Source organism: Micromonospora sp. CNZ295, assembly GCF_004217535.1.
This window is the reverse complement of the sequence record NZ_SHKZ01000001.1, coordinates 1,599,335-1,619,948: the sequence shown is the minus strand read 5'-3', so window position 1 is coordinate 1,619,948 and position 20,614 is coordinate 1,599,335. Positions and strand designations below refer to the sequence as shown.

The following is a 20,614-nucleotide window of genomic DNA, read 5'->3' as shown; positions in this document are numbered from 1 at the left end:
GACGAACTGGTGGGACCCGGACCGGCACTGGACTCGGGCTGTCACCCACCGTCACACGCAGCAAAAGGCACGTCAAGGGATGCGTGATATGCGCTTCATATGTTGTCGAGCCCTTGCGCGCGGCCCCTTTGGAGTCACGGTGGTCGTGAGCACTCCCCGGACGGGTCATACGATGGCGGCATGGCGACCGCAGAAGAGCCGGGGAGCACCCGAAACTGGACGTTCCTCACGAACCATGGCCACGTGCTGCTCGCCATCGCGCGCAACCCCACCGCCCGGCTCCGTGACGTGGCCGACGAGGTCGGCATCACCGAACGGGCCGCACAGGCGATCGTCGCCGATCTGGAGGCGGGTGGCTACCTGCTCCGCACCCGGGTCGGGCGGCGCAACGAGTACACCCTGAATCCCGCCGGCCGCTTCCGCCACCCGGCCGAGGCGGATCAGCAGGTCGGTGCCCTGCTGGCGCTCTTCACCGAGGAGCCGGTGGCCCAGGGCGCGCCGGGCGGTGCCCGGATCGACGGCGCCCGACGGTAGTCTCACCGCGTGCGCGAGAGCTTCCGACCGGGCCGGCCCGCTCCCGCCCGCCGAGCCGGGGCCCGAGCCCTCCTGACCGGCACCGCCGCCCTGCTGCTCGGCGCGTTCGCGGTCGCTCCCGCGCCCGCCGTAGCCGCACCGACGTGCGGCAAGGCTGGCTCGGCGGCGCCCGCCGAGGTCCCGTGGGGGACCCGCCGCCTGGAGCCCGCGTCGGCTTGGCGCCTCACCCGGGGCGACGGGATCACCGTCGCCGTCATCGATTCCGGGGTGTCGGCCACCCATCCGACGTTACGGGGCAAGGTCCGCCAGGGCCGGGACTTCAACAACCTGCCCCAGCAGCAGGGCCAGTGCGACCTGGACGGGCATGGCACGATCATCGCGGGGATCATCGCCGGGCGGGAGGGCACCGGCGCCCCGTTCAGCGGTGTCGCGCCCGAGGCCCGCATCCTCCCGGTCCGCATCCTGCCCGAGGCCGGCAGGACCACCGCGGACGAAGGGTTGCCGGCCGAGATCGCCAAGGCGATCCGGTGGGCGGTGGACAACGACGCCGACGTCATCAACCTGTCCCTGGTCACCCTCGACCGGCCGGAGCTGGCCGACGCGGTCCGCTACGCGCGCGACGAGGGCGTGGTGCTGGTCGCCGCCGCCGGAAATCGCTCCGAGGATCAGCAGAACCTCACCGCGTACCCGGCGGCGTACCCGGGCGTGATCGCGGTCGCCGGGGTGGACGAGCAGGGCGGTCACGTCGGTAGCTCGGTGAGCGGTGACTACGTCGACGTCGCCGCCCCGGGGGTGAACATCGTCGGCCCCGCCCCGAGCGGGGACGGGTACCTGAGCGTGCCGCAGGGCGGGACCAGCTTCGCCGCCGCGTACGTCTCGGGGGTGGTCGCGCTGATCCGCTCCGCGTACCCCGATCTCACGCCGGACCAGGTGACCGACCGGCTCATCCGGACGGCGGACAACCCGCCCGGCGGCCACGACGCCGAGGTCGGCTACGGGGTGGTGAACCCGTACCGGGCGGTGTCTGACCTGCTCGGCAAGCGGACGGACCCGCCACTGGACGCGTTGGCCGCGCCGCCGCCCGCGGCGGACCCGCTGGCCTGGCAGCGCGACGTGGCACTCTGGGCAGCCGCGATCGGCGGGCTGCTGACCGTATTGCTGCTGGCCGTCAAGCCGATCCTGATCCGGGGGCGCCGCCGTGGCTGGCGGCCGGGACGGCGGCCGGCCGACCCGTCCCCTACCTCCTGACGCACCCCACACTGCCGGTGCGTCGAGGGCCCCTCCTCGATGCGGAGATGCCCTCGACGTGGATCGGGGTCAGCGCAGCACGCCGGGCGCGCCGCCGCCGTCCGCGCCCCACACGTCCTCGTCCTCCTCCAGCCAGGTATTGCGGGGGACCTCCTCCTCGCCGTACCCGGCGCCGCCGGAACCGCCCATGCCGGCGATCGCGCCGCCGCGGGCGCCCGCCGCGCCGGCGGCCCGACCGGCGCCACCCGCTCCGGCCCCGCCGGCGCCCGGCGCTCCCCGGCCGGCGCCCCGGCCACCGGCGCCCCGACCGGCACCGGCCATACCGCCGCCCATCATCGGCGCCATCCCGCCACCCGCGCCCAGCTTGCCACCCGCGCCGAGGCGGCCACCGGCACCCCGGCCGCCGCCCCGACCGGCACCGGCCATGCCACCGCCCATCATCGGGGCCATGCCGGGCGACACCGGGCGGCCCAGCGACCCGCCGCCCGGGACCATCCCGCCGCCGGCCAGCCCCGCACCGCCGCCACCGGCACCACTCGCGCCCAGGCCACTCGTACCGGGTAGGCCGCCGCCGAGCCCGGGTGCGGTGGTGGTGGGGGCGGCACCGGCGAGACCGCTGCCGTAGTCGTCGGCGAGGCTGCCGGTGCCCGGGTAGCCGGTGCCCGGGTGGTAACCGCCACCGAGATCGGGGTGGGCGCCGGATCCGGTGCCGGGCATGGTCCCGGTGCCGGGCAGCTTGTCCAGGTTCGCCGAGGGACCGCCGCCGGGGAGGTTCGCGCTGGGCGGCATGCCGCCCAGGCCCGGCGCCCCGCCCGGCGTGGTCGCACCGGGCCCGGTGCCCAGATCCGGCATCTGCGGAGTCGGCTGGCGGTCGATGCCCGGCCCGACGTTGCCCGGCATGCCCTGGTCGGTCGTCAGGTACTGGCCGCTGACGTCGCCGTAGACCTGGGCTGCCTCCTCCGACTTGTCGTTGATCCAATCGTAGAGCGAGGTGAGCGGGTCGAGCAGGCCCATGAAGTCCGGCTTGACCTTCATCTCGAACAGCCCGGTGTCGATGACGAGCCGCCCGTTGCGCGCCTCCAGCACGTCGTTCACGCAGCTGGCCGGGATGGGGAACCTGGCCTGGGCGGCGCTCAGGTCGTCCGCCGCGGTCCGCAGCGACTGGACGATGCCGTTCTGCCCCTCGGCGTCCTTGGCCAGCCGATCGGCCTCGGTCGCGATCCCGGTGATGTGCGTCTTGAAGGCCTCGTACGCCTCGCCCTTCCAGACCTCGCCGAGGTCCTTGACGTTGGTCTCCAGGCTCTCCTTGACCGCGTTCACGTTCTTCAGCAGCTGCTCCCAGAGCGACGCCGCGGTGGCCACGTCACCCGGCCGGCCCGCCACGACGATCTGCTGGCACATCTCTTCCCAGCTCGGCACGGCTCACCCTCCCCGTTCAGGCCGGCTCGTTGGACGCGTCGGCGAAAATGCGGTTCATCTCGGCGGCGGACATCGCGTTGGCCCGCTCCGCCGTCTCGTAGTTCTCCTTGACCTCGCGCAATGCGTTCGCCGCCTGGTACAGGTCCTCGGCGAGCTTGCGGACGCCCTGCTGGGTGCTGGTGAACAACGACGAGTGCTTGGCGGCCAGGTCCTGCGCACGGGGAAACGTGCCCAACGGGCTCGTCTGGCCCGGTACGCCGGGAGCGGCGGCACCGCCCATCTTGTCCTGGATCTCCACCATCTTGTACGACTGCTTGTGTAGTAAGTCGGCGTGCGACTCCAGCCAGCGAATCGCCTCGTCCAGGTTGGACGCGTCCCACTCGGTCTTCGCGCCGGCCTCGTTCGACCCCGGCATCAGGGCGGTGGGGCGCTCCGCCCGGTTGACGTTGTCCATCGTGATGCCGTCGAGGTGCATGGTGGGCACCAACGGCGTCATGGGAATGGGCACCGGGTTGTCCACCCGGATCTCCTCCGGGATCTCCGTCCTGTCCGGCGATCCGGTCCGGTCCTCCGTCATCGGTTCCTCCCCCTAGCCGACTGGGATGCTGGCCTAGTGCTGGTGCCCGCCGGGGGCGGGCGGAGGTGGCGGCGGTACGCCGGGAGCGCTCGGGGGCGCCGGGGTGGGCCCGGGCATCGGTGCGCCGGATGCCGCTGCCCCGCCGTGCCCCGGGGATCCTGGTGTCGCGGACTGCGCGGGCGGGAAGCCCGGTGCCGCGGCCGGGTGGCCCGGTGCCGCGGCCGGGTAGCCAGGCGGGGCGGGCGGGTAGCCGGCGGCCGGCGGGAACCCGGGCGGCCCGGCGTGCGGGACCGGGTAGGGCTGACCGCCCGGCGGGAAGCCGGGCGGGCCGGCGCCCGGCGGGCGGCGGCGTGAGCGCCGGACCAGCACGATCACCAGGACCAGGACGCCGATCGGCACGGCGAGGCAGAACGCCCCCGCGATCCAGGCACCCGGGCCCTTCTTCATGGTGATCGCCACGGCCGGGCCGTCGTCCTCCCGGGCCACCGCCCCGCCCGAGGGTTCGGCGGCGCCGGTGTCGGCGGCGGTCACCAGGGGGTGCGCGCGCACCGCCGGCACGGAACGGTTCAACGCGGCGAGCGGGTCGATCGACCCGAAGCCGTACTGCGGATCGCGGCCGGCCCGGCCCTGGTCCTTGGCGGTGCGGATCAGCCGGTTGACCACGTTGGCCGCGTCCAGGTCCGGGTACCGGGACCGGAGCAGGGCCACCACGCCCGAGACGATGGCGGCCGAGGCGCTGGTGCCGCTGCTGACGCCGTACCCGTTCGGGGAGACCGAGCGTGGCGCCGGGGAGATGATGTCCTCCATGGGTGCGGCCAGCACGGCCTCCGGTCCCTGCACGCTCTCGCCGAAGGCGTCGCCGCGCTTGGTCAGGCCGGTCACCGCGATCACGCCCGGGATCCGGGCGGGGGTGACCACGTTGCGGTCGTTCTGCGTCCGGTTGCCCGCCGCGCCGACCAGAACGACGTTCTTGTCGAGCGCGTAGCGGACCGCGTCCTCCTCGATCCTGGTCGGTGCCCGGTCGGCACCGAAGGAGAGGTTGATCACGTCCGCGCCGTTGTCGGCCGCCCACCGGATGCCCTCGGCGACGAGTTGCGGCTGGTAACCCCCGCGCTCGATCGCGACCGGCAGGATCCGGGCCTCCGGCGCGATGCCGAGCTGCCGCATCTGGCCACCGCCTCGCCCGGCGATGAGCCCGGCCATCGCGGTGCCGTGCCCGCCCTTCTGGTCCGCGTCGCGCCTGCCGTCCGGCGCCACTCCGGCCCCGACGCCCTTTCCGGGCAGGACCTGACCGCGCAGATCGGGGACGGTGATGTCGATGCCGGAGTCGATGACGGCGACGACGACCCCGCGGCCCTTGGTGGTCTTGTGCACCTGTGGGATCTTCAGCGCGTCGAGATACCACTGGAGGCCGCGGACGGTGTCGGCGGCCCGGACGGGCGCGGGCGCGACGACCGGCCCGGCACCGACGGCCAACGCCGCCACGGCGGCCGCGACGGCCGGCAACAGCCGCCGGCGATTCCCCGTACGCATGACTCCCCCAGGACCCGTCCGGCTCCGAACACGGCGCGGCTCCGGCCCGGTCTGGCCGGACCGGAGCCGCGTCGACGCTCGAGTCAGCCCCACACCTTGGCGTTGCTCATCTCGGTGCTGACGTAGTTCTCGCGGGCGATGCCCACCGCGCCACCGATCTCGTTGAGGATGCGGTTGATGTCCCGCACGGCCGAGTCCCACTGGGCCTGGTGCTGCTCGTACGCAGCCCGGTCCTGACCGTCCCACTGGAGCTTCGACAGCATGGAACGCAGCGTGTCCAGCTTCTCGTCGATGGTGCGCGAGATGGTCTGCATCTGCTGGTTCGCGCTCTCCAGGACCGCGTAATCGACCTTGATGCTCATCTAGTTCCTCCCCTGCTCGTCTCGGCGGATCACGGGTTGAGAGCAGCGTGGAACTTGTCCAGCATCTGCTGCTGCTCTTCGTCGTTGACCTGGTGCGTCGTGCCCGACTTGTCGAGCAGGTCGGCGATGTTGTCCATCGCCGTCAGCAGCTTGGTGGTGTTGGCGTTCCAGTTCTGCATGAGCGTCTGGAACCCGGTGGACGCCTGCCCCTTCCAGGCGATGGCCAGATCGTCAACCACGTTCCACAGCTTCTTGAGCTCGCCGTCGACCTCGCTGCGCGTGGACCGCACGTCACTCGCGGCGGTATGTAGAGTCGCTGCCTCGACCTCGAACGCCATGCTTCACACCCCTCCGTCTTCTCGTGGCGGCGGATCTGCCGCGCCCTCCCCCGCGGCAAGGCACACAACCCCACCGACGGACACTCCTCAGAAGACCGTAGCGGACCTGCACAACGCGGCGCAGCCCCCCATCGGCCCAAATATTACGGACTGTGATGCACTCGTGGCCTGTCGCGCCTCCACCCATAGCCATCCATGAGCATCACCGTCCATCTTAGACCGCTGCTCACCCGGGCTCCGACCAGGCGGTCTGGATGAGCTGCTGGCCGTCACGCCGCCGGACCAGGGTGCCACGGCCGGGCGGTTGCGGGCTCGGCCGCAGGGTGCCGAAGACCGCGCCCTCCTCCCGGTTGCCGGACATCAGCAGGCCCGGCGAGTCCAGCTCGCGCAGGCGTTGCAGCACCGGCTCGTACAGCGCCCGCGCCACGCCGCCGACCCGCCGGGTGATGATCAGGTGCAGGCCGATGTCCCGCGCCTGCGGCAACAGCTCGTGCAACGCGCTGAGCGGGTTGTTCCCGCCCGAAGCGACCAGGTCGTAGTCGTCCACCAGGATGTAGAGGTCCGGGCCCTTCCACCAGCTGCGGTCACGCAGCTGGGCGGTCGTGACGTCCGGCCCGGGCAGCCGGTTGGACAACGCGCTGCGGATCGATGCCAGCCCCTGCGCGAACGCCTGGTTGGACGGCGCGTAGTCGAGCAGATGGTCCCCCTCGACCGCGCCGAGCAGCCCGCGCCGGTAGTCGGCGATGACCAGCCGGGCCTGGGCGGGGGTGTACCGGTCGGCGACACCCCGGGCGATCAGCCGCAGCAGGTTCGTCTTGCCGCACTCGGCGTCACCGAAGACGGTCAGGTGCGGCTCGTTGGCCAGGTCCAGGTAGACCGGGGCGAGCGCCGACTCGTTGACGCCGATCGGCAGCCCCGGCGCGGAGCGGTCGATGATCCGCGCCAGCTCGGCGACGGGGAGCTTGCGCGGCAGCAGGCGTACCTTCGGCGCCGGCCGGCCGGGCCAGGCGGAGGCGACGTGCTTGGCCAGGGCGACCGACGCCTCGGTCAGGTCCTCGATGTCGCGCCGGCCGTCGATCCGCGAGATCGCGGTGAGGAAGTGCAGCTTGTCGCGGGTGAGGCCGCGCCCCGGCGAGCCGGTCGGCACGTTCGTCGCCGACCGCCGGTCGATCTCCGACTCGTTCGGGTCGCCGAGCCGCAGCTCCAGCTTGGTGCCGAGCAGGTCCCGCATGTTGATCCGGATCTCCGCCCACCGGACCGCGGTCAGGATCACGTGTACGCCGAAGCCCAGGCCCCGGTTGGCCAGATTGGTGATGGTCTGCTCGAGTTCCTCGTACTCCTGGCGCAGCGTGTTCCAGCCGTCCACCACGAGGAAGACGTCGCCGAACGGGTCGTCGGCGAACTCACCGGCCGCCCGGCGGCGCCGGTAGCTGGCCACCGAGTCGATGCCGTGCTGGGCGAACCGGATCTCCCGGTCGTCGAGCACCGCGACGACCTCCGCGATGGTCCGCCGGACCGCCTCGACATCCCGCCGGCCCGCGACGCCCGCCGTGTGCGGCAACCCCTCCAGGCTGCGCAGCGCGCCACCGCCGAAGTCGAGGCAGAAGAACTGCACCTCACGCGGGGTGTGGGTGAGCGCGAGCGAGGCGAGGAGCGTACGCAGCATCGTGCTCTTGCCGCTGAGCGACGCGCCCACGATCACCACGTTGCCGCCCGCGCCGCCCAACTCCACCAGCAGCGGGTCACGGCGCTGCTCGTACGGCCGGTCGACCACCCCGACCGGGACGGTGAGCTGTCCCCGGCCGCCCCAGTTCGCGGTGCAGAGCCCGAACGTCGGGTGGACGCTGAGCGCCGGCAGCAGCTCGCCCAGGCCGGGCGGGTCGGCCAGTGGCGGCAGCCAGACCTGGTGGGCCGGCCGGCCCTGCCCCTTGATCCGGTCGATGAGGACGTCGAGCATCGCCACGGTCTTGCCCTCGGCCGGCTGCTCCGGCTCCGGGGCGGCCGGCGTCGGCACCTGCGGGTCGAGCACCGGCAGGTAGTCCACTCCGTACGGCACGATGCGCCGCTGCACCATCGCCTGCGACGCCGCCGCGACCTGCCCGGGGGCCCGGTACGGGCCGGAGACGTACGCGGCCCGGAACCGGAGCATCGTGCTGGTGTCGGTCTTCAGGTAGCCGTGGCCCGGGGCGTTCGGCAGCTCGTACGCGTCCGGAACGCCGAGCACGATCCGGCTCTCCACGGCCGAGAAGGTACGCAGACCGATCCGGTACGACAGGTGCGTGTCCAGACCGCGCAGCTTGCCCTCCTCCAGCCGCTGGCTGGCGAGCAGCAGGTGCACCCCGAGCGACCGGCCCAACCGGCCGATCATCACGAAGAGGTCGATGAAGTCGGGCTTCGCGGCGAGCAGTTCGCTGAACTCGTCGCAGATGATGAGCAGGCTGGGCATCGGCTCCAGCGGTTCGCCGGCCGCCCGGGCCTTCTCGTAGTCGTACCGGGAGACGTAGTTGCCGGCCGCGCGCAGCACCTCCTGCCGGCGGGTCATCTCACCGGCGAGCGCGTCCTTCATGCGGTCGACCAGTGGCAGCTCGTCGGCCAGGTTGGTGATGACCGCGCTGGTGTGCGGCAGCGCCTCCAACGAGGCGAACGTGGCACCGCCCTTGAAATCGACCAGGACGAAGTTGAGCTCCTCGGAGGAGTGGGTGACCGCGAGCGCGCCGACGATGGTCCGCAGCAGCTCGCTCTTGCCGGAGCCGGTCGCGCCGATCACCAGGCCGTGCGGGCCCATGCCCTCGTGCGCGGACTCCTTGAAGTCGAGTTCCACCACGTTGCCGTCGGGGCCGACGCCGAGCGGGATACGAAGCCGGTCCCGGTGGCCGCGCGGCCGCCAGGTCTGCCGGACGTCCAGCGTGGCGGCGTCGCCGACGCCGAGCAGGTCGGGCAGCTCCATGCTGCGGGCCAGCGGCTCGTCCGCGGTGGTCTGCTGCTGCGAGAGCCGGTACGGGGCCAGCTGGCGGGCCAGCCCCTCCGCGGCGGCGGCGCCGAGCCGGTCCGGCGTGCCGAGCCGGGACGACGTGGTGCCCCGGACCAGCTCCAGCGAGGTGCCGTCGCCGACGTCGAGGCAGAGCAGCCACCGGCCGGCGTCCCGGGGCACGGCACCGGAGAGGTCGATCAGGGTGGCGCCGAGCAGCCCCACCCCCATCAGCTGGCAGGTCGCGGAGACCTCACCGCCGTCGACCACCACGACCAGGTGCGGCACCGTGGTCAGCGGCTTCGCCTCGGGGGCGAAGCGGGGCCGGCCGGCCAGCTCGCCGGCGAGGGCCTCCTCGGCCTCGGCGAGGCTGGCGAAGACCAGCCGTCGCGCGCCGGCGGCGTCGGTACGTCCACTGTGGTGGGAGTGCGGCAGCCACTTCACCCAGTCCCAGGCGCCCTGCCGGTCCGGTGCGGCGACCACCGCGATCACCAGGTCGTCCGGAGCGTGGAACGTGGCCAGCTGGCCCAGGGCCGCCCGGGTCAGGTCCAGCACCGGCTCCCGGTCGCCCCGCAGCACGACCCGGCTGAACGCGCGTACCGACAGCGCCGTCGGCAGGTCCGGGACGGTCGAGTGGGCGCGGACGAAGCGGCGCAGCGCGATGGCGCTCATCGGCTCCAGGTCCTCGACCGGCTTCGTCTCCGGCGGCACGATCTCCACGGCGAGGCGCTGCGGGCCGGTCGCGATCCGGGTCTCACCGAAGTCGTCCTCGGTGATCCGCCGCTCCCACATCCGGCGCGAGGCGGCGATCGACCAGAGCGCGTCCGGCTCGGGGTGCCGCCAGGCCATCGCCGCCCGCTGCTGCTCGGCGGCGCGCCGGGTGCGCTTGCGCATCTGCGCCAGGTACCGCATGTAGTCGCGCCGGTCGGCGTTGAGCTCGGCCTTGTCGTTGCCGCCGGAGTTGGCGAACGAGCCGATCGCCATGCCCAGCATCGAGACACCGAAGAGGCCGCCGGCGACGTACGTCATCATGCCGCCGCCCCGTCCCGCGTAGAGGAAGGCCATCGCGCCGACGCCGCACACCATGGGCAGGATCATCAGCAGCTGACCCATCCCGCGCGGCGTCGGCTCCGGCAGCTCCGGCGGCGACTCCAGCAGGACCTCGCCCCGCGGCAGGGCCGGGCCTGGCTGGCGTGGCGGTCGGCGGAACACCACCGTGCTCACGGCTGTCTCCTCCCCCTGAGACGATCGCGCGGGCGGCCCGGGTCGTCGGGTGGGCATCGTACGCGCCCGCCATCGTAGGTAATCTCCCGTGGGCGTCGGAGACCCGCGCGGGGCGGTCCCGGTCGGGCCGGAGGACGAGCGAGGAGGCCACTGTGGCGACGAAGACGGCGACCGGTGGGTTGAGCCGGATCACCATCGTTGCGCCGCGTACGCGGATGGACCTCGCGCTGCCGTCCGACGTACCCCTGGCCGACCTGCTGCCGACCCTGCTCCGCTACGCCGGCGAGGACCTGGCCGACGACGGCGTCCGGCACGGCGGCTGGAGCCTGTCGCGGCTCGGCGGGTCGCCCCTCGACGGCGGCCGCACCCCCGGGCAGCTCGGCATCCGCGACGGCGAGGTGCTCTACTTCAACCCGCGCAGCGCCTCGGCACCAGAGATCGTCTTCGACGACGTGGTGGACGCCGTGGCGACCGCCACCAACCAGCGCCCCGGCGCCTGGCAGGTGGGCACGACCCGGGCGTTCGCGGTGCTCTTCGCGGCGGCGGCGCTCGGTGGCGGCGCGCTGGCGGCGCTCTTCACCGGCCCCCCGCAGCTCCCCGGCGCGCTGGCCGCGCTGCTGGTCGCGGTCGCCCTGCTGGTCGGCGCCGCGGTGCTGTCCCGGGCCGCCGCCGACAGCGCCACCGGGTCGGCGCTGGCGCTGGCCGGTCTGGGCTACGCGGCCGTCGGCGGCCTGTTGCTGCTCGCCGGCGACCGGACCCTCACCGAGCTGGCGGCGCCGCACGTGCTGCTCGCCGCCACCGCGGTCGTGGTCGGCGCGGCGGTGGCGGCGCTGGCCGTCGGTGACCGGCTGCCGGTCTTCTTCGGCGCGGTCGCGGTCGGCGCGGCCACCGCGGTCGGCGCCCTCCACTGCCTCGCGTTCGGCATCGGGCCGGCGGCCGCCGCCGCGGTGGTGGCCGCGGTGGCGTTCGGTGCCGTTCCGGCGCTGCCGATGGCCGCGTACCGGCTGGCGCGACTGCCGGTGCCGTCCATCCCCACCGGGCCGGAGGACCTCAAGACCGACAGTGAGTCGGTCGACGGGCGGCGGGTGCTCCAGCTCAGCGAGCGGGCCGACGAGTTCCTCACCGGTCTGTTGTGGACGGTGTCGCTACTGGTGCTCGGCGCCCAGGTGGTGCTCGCGCTCGACGGGCGGTTGCCGGCGGTGCTGCTGTGCCTCGTCCTGGCCCTGCTGTCGTTGCTGCGGGCCCGGCCGTTCCTCGGGCGCGCGCAGCGGACACCGGTGCTGTTCGCCGGGACCGCCGGGCTCGGCCTGGCGGCCGCCGCGGCCTTCGCGGACGGCTCGACCGCGCTGCGCCTCGGTCTGATCCTCGGCGGCCTCCTGCTCGCGGCGGTGGTGAGCCTGATCTACGGCCTGACCGTGGCCGGCAAGCCGATCTCCCCGGTCTGGGGCCGGCTGCTCGACATCGTCGAGATCCTGCTGATCATCTCGCTGGTGCCGCTGGCCGTCTGGGTCGTCGGCCTGTACGGCTGGATCGTCAACCTCCGCCCCTAACCCCTAACCCCCAACCCCCGCGCCCGCAAACCGCGGGGCGAGAGCGGGAGCGGCGGGTGGGGTGGGTCAGGGGGTCGGGGTGGGGGGGTCTGCGGTGGCGGCCACCGGTGCGGTGGCGTAGACGCCGGGCGCGTGCTGGCCGTCCGCCGGGCGGGCCGGGGCGCCGCACTTGCGGGCGACCTCCCGGACGACCTTGACCAGCGCTTCGACGTGGTTGTCGGGCGCCGCGACGCGGAGCAGCGGCGCCGCCACCCGGCCGCCCGGCAGCAGCCCGACCGCGAACGTGTGCGACGGCGCGGAGGTCGCCGTGACCCCGTCGATCAGCGGGGCGAACGGGGTCCCGGTGCGGGCCCGCAGGGTCAGGCAGCGCTGCGTCCAGCCGCCGCCACGCAGCCCCGTCCAGGTCTCGGTGGGTGCGTCGGGCGCCAGGTCCAGGCCGGCGGCCGAGACCACCGCGGCCCGCAGCTCGTCCCGGCCGAGCGGGCGGTGGGTGAGGCCCGCGGCGGTCAGCGCCTTGCCCAGCCGGCCGACCCCGGCCGACAGCGTCCGGTGCACGCCGGCCATCCCGCCGCCCCGGCTGACCGACTCCGCCCGGGCGTCCCGCACGGACAGTCGCAGGGCCACCCAGATCGTGCGGTGGGCGGCCGGCGGCGCGCCCGGGGCCGGGTACCAGACCAGGGTGTGCGACACGACCTGGGCCCGGGTCACCGGCCCGGTGAACTCGGTGAGCACCCGGACCGCCCGGTCCACCACGGACGCCTCGACCGGGCCGGGCCCCGGCCGGCCCTGCACCGCCACGGCGGCGAACCAGCCCTGGGCGTCCTGGCCGACGCCCAGCCGCGTACCCCGGTCGGTCAGCTCGACCACGGACAGCTCGGGTGCCAGCGGCGCGAGTCGCGGATCCGCCACGGTGCCCGCCGCGACGCCGCTGCGCGCCCGCTCGGCGCGCCGACGCAGGCGCCGGCGCAGCAGCAGGTCCTCGTACCACCAACGGCCGCCCCGCCGGGCGAACACCGCGAGCACCACCAGGCCGGCGACCACGGCGACGGCGGCGGCGAGCCAGGACGGGCCGCCCAGCGCCGCGACGGCCGCGAGGACGCACAGCTCCAGGACGACGAGCTGCCCGACCCCGACCGGACCCAGCCGGCCCCGCCGCGGTGCGGAACCGGCCGGCCCGGGGGTCGGCCCGGCCGTCCCGGGTGCGGCGCCGGTCTGCGGCGGGCGGCCCGGTGGCGCCTGAACCTGCGTCATCGGTGGCAGTCCTTCCTGGACGGTGCGCGGCGGCGTCGTCACCGGCGCGGGCGGGGGTCCCGAGGGCCCGCCGCCGGCCCCTTATCGTAGGGAAGCCCGCGGCGCCGACTCGGACCTGATCGTCGCGGACCCACCCCCGCCGGAGGTTAGCCATGCGGACCCGCCGTGACCAGGTGCAGGCGTACCGCTTCGTCACCCGCCGCATCGTCTCGGCCCTGCTCTCGGGCGACCCGGAGACGAGCAACCTGCCGATGCGGCGACTCGGCATGGCGGTCTTCGGCAGTGCGATCGCCGCGGCCGTGGTGCTCGGCGGCGTCGGCGCGTACGGGCAGCTCACCGGCAACACCGCCCCGCTCGAACCGAACACTCTGGTGATCGAGCGGGAGACCGGCGCCACGTACGTCTTCCTGGACGGCCAGCTGCACCCCACCCTCAACTACGCCTCGGCCCGGCTGATCCTCGGCGAGGCCGACCCCGAGATCCGGACCATGTCCCAGGCCTCGATCCGGGACCGTCCCCGCGGCCGCACCGTGGGCATCGTCGGCGCTCCGGACGCCCTGCCGGACCGCAAGTCCCTCAGCGGCCTGCCGTGGTCGGTCTGCGACGTGCCGGACCAGTCCGGCGCCGGGCGCTCCACCACCCGCCTGGTGATCGACCGGCCGCTGCCCGGCGGCACCGCCCTGGGCGACCGGGCGGTGCTGGTGCAGGTCGACGGCCAGCGGCACCTGCTCACCGGGGACGCCCGGCTGCAGCTGCTCGGCGGCGACCCGGCGGTCGCCGCGCTGCGGATGGCCGGAGCTCCCACGCTCACCGTCGGCCAGCAGCTGCTCAACGCGGTGCCGGCCGGGCCGGTGCTGCGTGAGCCGCCGATCGCCGGCGACGACGAGCCGAGCGACGTCAGGATCGGCGGCGCACCGGCCCGGATCGGCCAGGTCTACCGGGCGGCGGGCCGGCACTACGTGCTCACCCGGGAGGGTCTCGCGTCGATCGGCGAGGTGAGCGCCCTGCTGCTGCTCCGGACCGGCGGCACGGTGACGGACATCACCCCGGACGAGGCCGGGCGGTTGCTGACCGACCAGCGCGTCGAGGCCGAGGGCCTCCCGCAGGCGCTGCCCGCCCTGCACCCGGTCGCGGTCGGCCGCACCGTGCTCTGCGCCACCTACCGCGCGAGCGCGGACGGCGGGCCGCCCACCACCACGGTCGAGGTGTTCGACCGGGCACCGGCCGAGCTGTCCAGCGGGCCGCAGGGGCCGCAGCCGGTCCGCCAGTCCGGCCGGGACGGCGTACGCACCGCCGAGGCGGTGCTGCTGTCCGGCGGCAAGGGCGTGCTGGTCCAGGCCGCGACCGGCTCCGGCGAGAGCGGCACGGCCGCCCCGGGCGCGACCGTCCACCTGGTCACCGCCCAGGGGATCCGGCACCCGCTCGGCCCCGGCGCGCTCACCGCGCTCGGCTACGAGGGGGTCACCCCGCTGGTCGTGCCGCCGTCGTTGCTGGCCCTCATCCCGACCGGCCCCACCCTGGCCCGGGAGGACGCGCTGACCCGGTACGCCCCGGCTGACCCGCCCCCGGCCGCCGACCCGGTCGGATCACCGACCGCCGATTGAGGCATTCGGACCATCGGTGGGTCGCCCGGCGTCGCACCGGTCGACTAATCTGAGCGTTGCCAACGGTTATCGACTCACGACGTACGGGGATGCTGCCATGACCGGGCGCACGACAGTCGACCTGCTGTCCCTTGAGGACTTTCACCGCAAGCTCGCCGACCGGCTGGCTGAGGCGGAGCGGGCGGTGCGCAAGCTCGACACCGAGATGCAGTGCCGGCCGCCCGCTCTGGGGACGTTCACCGACGCCACCGACAACGCCCGGAAGTACAGCGACATCCACCTGGCCTACTCCCAGCACGTCGCCCGGCTGCGCACGGCCGTCGAGGCGGCGCAGAGCGCGACCGCGACGATCCTCGCGCGCTACCGCACGGCCGAGGCCCGCAACGAGGCCAACGCCGCCGACATCGCCGCCGCGCTGGCCGGGGTCGACGAGGCGCTGACCCGGGAGGAGAAGCCGCGTGTCTGAATACTCCCAGCGCTACCAGGGCGTGAGCCACGAGGAGCTCTACAACGGCGTGATGGCCGGCCAGCCCGGCCAGATCGACGGTGTCGCGGCACAGTGGACGGCGCTCAAGGGGATCGTCGACGACCTGCGCCGCGAGCTCTCCGGCGACCTGGAGAAGCTCGCCAACACCTGGACGGGTGCGGCGGGCCAGGAGTTCCAGCGCCGGGTCGGTCTCGTCACGACCTGGGCGGAGTCGCTGGGTGAGGGGATGGCCGACGTCAGCCGCGGGCTGACCCTGATGGCCGACCATCTGCGCACCGCCCGCGAGCAGGCGGAGAGCCCGGCCGAGACCGATGACCACGACCAGGCGATCTCCGGCGCGGCCAAGGGCGCCATCTTCGGCGTACCCGGCATGGTGGTCGGCGGTCTCCTCGGCCACCAGCAGGACAAGGCCGAGCAGGAGAAGGCCCACCAACGGATGGTCAACGTGGTCTCCGAGTTGGCCGCCGGCTACGACCTGTCCGCATACGGGCGACTGGTCCCGCCGACGCCGCCCCCGCCGGACACGCCGGGCACCGTCGACGGCAGCGCTCCGGCGCCGCGGAGCGGTCCGGCGGTCGGCACGCCGACGGCCGCGCCCACCGCGACCGGGCTCACCGCACAGACCGGCGGTGTGACCGTGGCGAATCCCGACCGGGCTTCCGGCGGGCCGACCTCCGGCAGCGGCGGGGCAACCCCGACCGGCTCCGGCACCACGGGCACCGGTCCGCTCGGCGCCGCACCCGGCCCCGGCGGCGGCACGTCCCTGGCCGGCGTCGACCCGCTGGTCGGCGGGGCGCTGGTAGGCGGCGCGACCGCCGGCCTCGCCGCGCTCGGCCGTCCGGGCGGCGCCCCGCCGGCCACCCCCGGCACCGGTCCCGGCCTCAACTTCGGCTTCCCGGGGGGCACCCCGGCCGGCGGAGTCGTGGGCACCGGCTCGCTCGCCGGGTCCAGCAGCACCGCCCCGGCGGCGGCACGGCCCGCGGGAGGCACGGCAACCCCGGAGACGCGCTCCGCGACCGGTGTCGGGCGCAGCATCGACGGCCGCCGCGGCGAGGGCTCCGGCCGGGATACCGGCGGCCTCCGCCAGGGCCCGGCCGGCCGGGGCGCGCCGGGCGACCGCGCGATCGGCGGTATGGGCCGCACGGACACCGCCCGGGGCGCCGGCGCCAACCGTCCCGGCGTGCTCGGCGCGGGCCACGGCAGCAACGACGAGCCGGCCGAGGGGCGGCTGACCTGGCTGACCGAGGACGAGATGGTCTGGTCCGACGGCCCGGAGGGCGCACCACCGGTGCTCGGCAGCTGAACCCCATTCATGGCGGGGGCCACCGGACGGTGGCCCCCTGCGCCGTCCGTGGTCGGCCGGTCCACAGTGCACGCGTGGCGGTGCTCACTCGTCTCGGGCCCTCGACCGGCTGCAACCGGCCGGGTCCGGGGATAGGTTTGGTCCCGTGCCGTCCGCCGCGTCCGCCCACCCGCTATGGGATGCCGTGCTGCGATCGCTGCGCGAGATGACCCGGCTGGCGGTGGCCGTTCTGGCGCTCTCGGCCGGGCTCGGCGCCGCCGCCTCGACGGTCGCGCCGCCGGCCGCCTCGGCAGCTCCCGGGATGGCCGCGACCGGCGTGGACGGCACGGCCCTGTCGCCGGTCGCCGCGCTGGCCCCGTCGCAGCGCCGCACGGACATCGTCGCGGTCACGTCGCCGCACCCCACGAGCGTCTTGGCCGCGCCGCAGCCGGCCCGACCCTCGATCGGGACGGTCCACGCGCCCACCGTCGGCGAGGTGGTGGCGGTGCCCCCGCCCGCCGCGTACTCCGGCGTCGGGTCGCGCGGCGGGTCCCTCGCCGGCGCACCGGCCCCCGCCCACGCTGCCGCACCATCGGAGGCGGCCCCGGGCGCAGCCACCCGACGCGGCCCTCCCCTGGCCTGACCCGGCATCGCACGCAGCGCGCGCACAAGCCTGGAATCCCCGGAGGATCCTGGCCCGGCCCGGTGCCACGCGCTCGGCGGACCGGAGGACCGTGCCCCCTCGCCGAGGGTCAGCGACCTCCGCGACCGCACCCGTTCCGCCGCCGATGCCGGCGCCACAGTCCCCGCCCGCGACCGGGCCAACCACAGTCGAGTCCCTCCGTCGACCGCGAGGTGTCACCTGATGCAGACCGTCCTCTCGTCCGTCCTCCCCGACGTCCCCCGCGCCGCCGCCATCTGGCTCGGCCTGCTCGCCGTCGTCGCCGTCTCCGTGGCCGCCCTGCTGCTCCGTCCCGGCCGCGTCGGCTTCGACGCCGGCCTGCGGATCCGCCGGGCGGCCCTGCCGAGCGACCTGGAACGCGTGGTCGAGGAACGGGACCTGAACCGGTACGCGGAGGAGGTCACCGTCGCCGCCGAGCGCGCCGCCACCACCGCCCGCCGGTTGCGCACCGAGTGGCTGACCGCGCAGGAGGCGGTCGAGTCGGCGTGGACGGCGTACGAGGAGGCGGAGGCCGAGGTCCACCGGCTCAGCGCCGCGACGGCACTCCCCCTGCCGCGCACCGAGCGGACGCCGGCCGAGTACGCCGAGCGGGAACGCTTCCTGCACCGGGCCGCGCTGGCCGCGTACTGGCGACGGGAGTTGTCCGTGGAGCAGCTCAGCGCGGTCTTCGCGCACCAGGACGGGTGGGACCCGCGGCTGCACCCGGTCGAGCAGGAGCTGATGCTCCGCCGGGCGGTACGGGACAACCTCGCCGCCCGTCACCGGACGGCCCGGGACCGGGAGCAGGCCGCCTGGCGGGCGGCCGAGCGGGCCGCGGAGGCCGCGCGCGCGCTGCGCGAGGAGGCGTACGCGGCGATCGGTCGCCGCCCGGAGGAGCAGCCGTCGGTGCTGGCCCTGATCGGCGCCGCGGCCGCGCCCGCGACCGAGCAGACCCGGGAGATCCCGGCGATGCCGGCGACGGCCCGGGGCCACGCGGCGGTCCCGGCCTACTGACCGCCGGCCCGGGCGAGCAGGCCGGCCAGGCGGGCGCCGGCGCGACCGGTGGTAGCTACCGGTCCCCGGCTCGGCGGGTCACCGCGGGCGGGACCGGGCGGGCGGCGTCGGCGAGCTGCCCGGGGCGGCGCTGGCGGACGAGGCGGCCCAGGTAGAGCAGGGTGCCGGCCAGCACGGCCATGTCGTCCAGGTAGATCGGGTCGGGCAGCAGGTCGACCGGGAGCACGGTGTAGACGAGCGCACCGTAGAACGCGACCCGGCCACCGACCCCGAGGCTGCCGAGCAGCCGGCGCATGCGGACCACCCGGACGGCCAGCACCACCGCCCCGACGAGCGTGACCACCGCCACGACGCCGAGGATCAGCCAGAGCTCCCGCGACACAACGTCACGCTAGCCCAGGCCGGCCAGCCCCGCCGGGTTGGCGTGGGAGGATCGCCGGCAGGCGGTGGACGAGGGGGCGTGCGTGGACCTGGCCGACGAACGGGTGGTGCGGTTCTGCCAGGAGCGGCGGCTCGCCACGTTGACCACGCTGCGCGCCGACGGGACGCCGCACGTCGTACCCGTCGGGGTCACCCTCGATCCGGCGGCCGGCCTGGCCCGGGTCATCACGAGCGGGACCTCCCGCAAGGCACGGCACGTCGCGGCCGCCGGCCCCGGCGGCGCCCCGGTGGCCGTCTGCCAGGTCGACGGGCGCCGGTGGCTGACCATCGAGGGCCGGGCCGTCGTACGCACCGACCCCGAGTCGGTCGCCGATGCGGAACGCCGGTACGCCGAGCGCTACCGCACCCCGCGTCCCAACCCGTCCCGGGTGGTCATCGAGATCACGGTGCGCCGCCTTCTGGGCGGTCTGTGACCGCCTGACCGGATCGACCGGCCGCCCGCCCACGCGACGAGCGTGCGGGTGGGCAGCGCCACCCGCAGCCCGGAATCCCCCGCCCGCCCCGGCGGTTGCACCCCCAGATGGCCGAAACCGGAGGCGCGGCGCCGACCGGAATCCGGCCCCTCGCAGTACGCCCGTGGGCCGCGACGCCCCGGGCCGTCCAGTCCGTGAGCCGAGCGCCTTCCCGGTGCTTGCCGTCTCCGGAACGTCCGGAGACGTCAGACCCCCGAACGGAGCCCGACGCATGAACCCGATCGTGCAGAAGAGCGGTCTGTCCGTCGCCTGCCTGCTGGTCGCCGGCGGCTGTGTGGTGGGCCCGGCTGCCGCGGCCCACGCCGCCCCGACCGGGACCGGACCCGTCACGTCGGTCCGCACCGACAAGGCCGACAAGCCGGGTCGCGGAGACAAGCGTGCCGAGCGCACGGTGGGCATCGAGTACCAGGCGCAGCCCAACTTCTACTACTGCGGGCCGGCCGCGACCCGGATCGCCCTGTCGGCGCTGGGCAAGGCACTGTCCCAGGACGAGGTCGCGAAGCGGCTGGGTACCACCGAGGCCGGCACCGACTCCGCTCTCGACACCACCCGTGTGCTCAACGAACTGACCGGCGGGAAGTACCGGACCACCGAGATCCCGGGCCCGGTGGCCAAGCCGGCGGAGATCGACCGGCTGCGCGGGGACGTCCTCCGCTCGCTCGACGAGGGACGTCCGGTCGTGGCGAACATCAAGGGCACCGCGGTCGACACCGACGGCGCGCCGCACTCGTACGAGGGCGGCCACTACCTGACCCTGGTGGGCTACCGCGACGGCGGTGACCTCGTCCGGATCGCCGACCCGGCCGCGCCGCAGGCCGAGTACTGGATGACCCTGGAGAAGGTCGCCAACTGGATCGCCGAGCGCGGCTACTCCTCCTGACCGTCGACGGGCCGGTCTCCCGACCAGGGAGGCCGGCCCGTCCGCTGTCGGGGCGGCGGAACGGTTCGACGGGCGGCGCGAGGGTAGGAGGGCCCGCACCGATTCCGCAACCGGTAAGGGGCACGCCATGACCAATCCGAGCACCACCAGGGAACGCGACGTCGTCGACGTCCTCACCGCGGATCATCGTGAGGTCGAGGTCCTCTTCGTCGAGCTGGAGAGCCGGCAGGGCACCCCCGAGCACCGCCGGCACCTGGCCGACGTGGTGATCGCCGAGCTGGTCCGCCACGCGATCGCCGAGGAGATGTACGTCTACCCGGCGGCCCGCAAGGCGCTGCCGGACGGCGACCAGATCGCCGACCACGAGATCTCCGAGCACGCCGACGCCGAACGGACCATGCAGGAGCTGGAGGCGGTGGACCCGTCCGACCTCCGCTTCGACGAGCTGCTCGCCCACCTGACCAGCACCATCCGGCACCACGTCCAGGACGAGGAGCGGGATCTCTTTCCCCGGCTGCGGGCCGCGGTGGCCCGCGAGGAACTGGTCGAGCTGGCCGGCAAGGTGGAGACGGCGAAGCGGGCGGCACCCACCCGCCCGCACCCGGCCGCCCCGGACCGCCCGCCGGCGAACAAGCTGCTCGCCCCGGGCACCGGCCTCGTCGACCGGGTACGCGACCTGTTCAGCGGCCGGCCCACCACGACGGCCGAGCTGCGCGAGAAGGAGAGCTGACAGGACGATCCCGGGCCGCCCGTATCGGGCGGCCCGGG

General features: G+C 74.8%; 19 protein-coding genes. 11 read left to right on the top strand and 8 right to left on the bottom strand.

The annotated features are described in order from the left end of the window. Window positions 1-180 precede the first annotated feature (180 nt). Both EV376_RS07745 and mycP read left to right on the top strand, forming a co-directional pair. Window positions 181-534: a MarR family winged helix-turn-helix transcriptional regulator gene (locus tag EV376_RS07745; protein WP_130321445.1), complete on the top strand. Its 354-nt coding sequence runs from the start codon at window positions 181-183 to the stop codon at window positions 532-534. Between the two features lie 9 nt (window positions 535-543). Next, window positions 544-1,782: a type VII secretion-associated serine protease mycosin gene (gene mycP / locus EV376_RS07740; RefSeq protein ID WP_486482550.1), complete on the top strand. Its 1,239-nt coding sequence runs from the start codon at window positions 544-546 to the stop codon at window positions 1,780-1,782. Window positions 1,783-1,851: 69 nt separating this feature from the next. On the opposite strand, the gene EV376_RS07735 is transcribed toward mycP, so the two are convergent. The 6 genes from EV376_RS07735 to eccCa all read right to left on the bottom strand — a co-directional run bounded on the left by EV376_RS07735 (window position 1,852) and on the right by eccCa (window position 10,203). After that, window positions 1,852-3,201, bottom strand: coding sequence for a hypothetical protein (locus EV376_RS07735; protein WP_130321444.1), 1,350 nt, complete (start codon window positions 3,199-3,201; stop codon window positions 1,852-1,854). Window positions 3,202-3,217: 16 nt separating this feature from the next. Then, entirely contained in the window at window positions 3,218-3,778 is a 561-nt protein-coding gene (locus EV376_RS07730; protein ID WP_130321443.1) for a hypothetical protein, read from the bottom strand. Window positions 3,779-3,811: 33 nt separating this feature from the next. Beyond that, a complete protein-coding gene (locus EV376_RS07725) occupies window positions 3,812-5,311 on the bottom strand; it encodes a S8 family serine peptidase (RefSeq protein WP_130321442.1) in 1,500 nt (499 codons plus the stop codon). A gap of 83 nt (window positions 5,312-5,394) precedes the next feature. After that, window positions 5,395-5,673: a WXG100 family type VII secretion target gene (locus EV376_RS07720; protein ID WP_130321441.1), complete on the bottom strand. Its 279-nt coding sequence runs from the start codon at window positions 5,671-5,673 to the stop codon at window positions 5,395-5,397. A gap of 29 nt (window positions 5,674-5,702) precedes the next feature. Then, window positions 5,703-6,011, bottom strand: a complete 309-nt coding sequence (locus EV376_RS07715) for a WXG100 family type VII secretion target (protein ID WP_130321440.1) — start codon at window positions 6,009-6,011, stop codon at window positions 5,703-5,705. A 226-nt stretch (window positions 6,012-6,237) separates the two neighbouring features. Further along, window positions 6,238-10,203 carry a type VII secretion protein EccCa gene (gene eccCa, locus EV376_RS07710; RefSeq protein WP_130321439.1) on the bottom strand — a complete coding sequence of 1,322 codons (3,966 nt, stop codon included), beginning with the start codon at window positions 10,201-10,203 and terminating at the stop codon, window positions 6,238-6,240. 152 nt (window positions 10,204-10,355) lie between these two features. Here eccCa and eccD point away from each other — a divergent pair, with 152 nt between their 5' ends. After that, window positions 10,356-11,753, top strand: a complete 1,398-nt coding sequence (eccD, locus tag EV376_RS07705; RefSeq protein WP_130321438.1) for a type VII secretion integral membrane protein EccD — start codon at window positions 10,356-10,358, stop codon at window positions 11,751-11,753. 66 nt (window positions 11,754-11,819) lie between these two features. On the opposite strand, the gene EV376_RS07700 is transcribed toward eccD, so the two are convergent. Further along, complete coding sequence (locus EV376_RS07700; protein WP_130321437.1) at window positions 11,820-13,004, bottom strand: type VII secretion protein EccE; 1,185 nt, start codon at window positions 13,002-13,004, stop codon at window positions 11,820-11,822. 152 nt (window positions 13,005-13,156) lie between these two features. On the opposite strand from EV376_RS07700, the gene eccB reads away from it, so the two are divergent. The 5 genes from eccB to EV376_RS07675 all read left to right on the top strand — a co-directional run bounded on the left by eccB (window position 13,157) and on the right by EV376_RS07675 (window position 18,052). Next, the gene (gene eccB / locus EV376_RS07695) at window positions 13,157-14,608 is read left to right on the top strand and encodes a type VII secretion protein EccB (protein ID WP_130321436.1); all 1,452 of its coding nucleotides are present in this window, start codon (window positions 13,157-13,159) and stop codon (window positions 14,606-14,608) included. Window positions 14,609-14,705: 97 nt separating this feature from the next. Continuing rightward, window positions 14,706-15,074: a hypothetical protein gene (locus tag EV376_RS07690; protein ID WP_130321435.1), complete on the top strand. Its 369-nt coding sequence runs from the start codon at window positions 14,706-14,708 to the stop codon at window positions 15,072-15,074. Then, entirely contained in the window at window positions 15,067-16,398 is a 1,332-nt protein-coding gene (locus EV376_RS07685) for a WXG100 family type VII secretion target (RefSeq protein WP_130321434.1), read from the top strand. Before EV376_RS07690 ends, EV376_RS07685 begins: the two co-directional genes overlap by 8 nt. A gap of 145 nt (window positions 16,399-16,543) precedes the next feature. Next, on the top strand, window positions 16,544-17,020 hold the full coding sequence (locus tag EV376_RS07680) for a hypothetical protein (protein WP_130321433.1): 477 nt from the start codon (window positions 16,544-16,546) through the stop codon (window positions 17,018-17,020). Window positions 17,021-17,242: 222 nt separating this feature from the next. After that, a complete protein-coding gene (locus EV376_RS07675) occupies window positions 17,243-18,052 on the top strand; it encodes a hypothetical protein (RefSeq protein ID WP_130321432.1) in 810 nt (269 codons plus the stop codon). Window positions 18,053-18,107: 55 nt separating this feature from the next. Here the strand turns inward: EV376_RS07675 and EV376_RS07670 are convergent, their stop codons facing one another. After that, window positions 18,108-18,434, bottom strand: coding sequence for a YkvA family protein (locus EV376_RS07670; RefSeq protein ID WP_130321431.1), 327 nt, complete (start codon window positions 18,432-18,434; stop codon window positions 18,108-18,110). Between the two features lie 64 nt (window positions 18,435-18,498). Between EV376_RS07670 and EV376_RS07665 the strand changes: the two genes are divergently transcribed. From EV376_RS07665 to EV376_RS07655, 3 genes are all read left to right on the top strand, one after another. Further along, a complete protein-coding gene (locus EV376_RS07665) occupies window positions 18,499-18,906 on the top strand; it encodes a TIGR03618 family F420-dependent PPOX class oxidoreductase (RefSeq protein ID WP_130321430.1) in 408 nt (135 codons plus the stop codon). A gap of 271 nt (window positions 18,907-19,177) precedes the next feature. Continuing rightward, complete coding sequence (locus EV376_RS07660; RefSeq protein ID WP_130321429.1) at window positions 19,178-19,846, top strand: C39 family peptidase; 669 nt, start codon at window positions 19,178-19,180, stop codon at window positions 19,844-19,846. A 127-nt stretch (window positions 19,847-19,973) separates the two neighbouring features. Beyond that, entirely contained in the window at window positions 19,974-20,576 is a 603-nt protein-coding gene (locus tag EV376_RS07655) for a hemerythrin domain-containing protein (RefSeq protein ID WP_130321428.1), read from the top strand. Window positions 20,577-20,614: the final 38 nt, after the last annotated feature.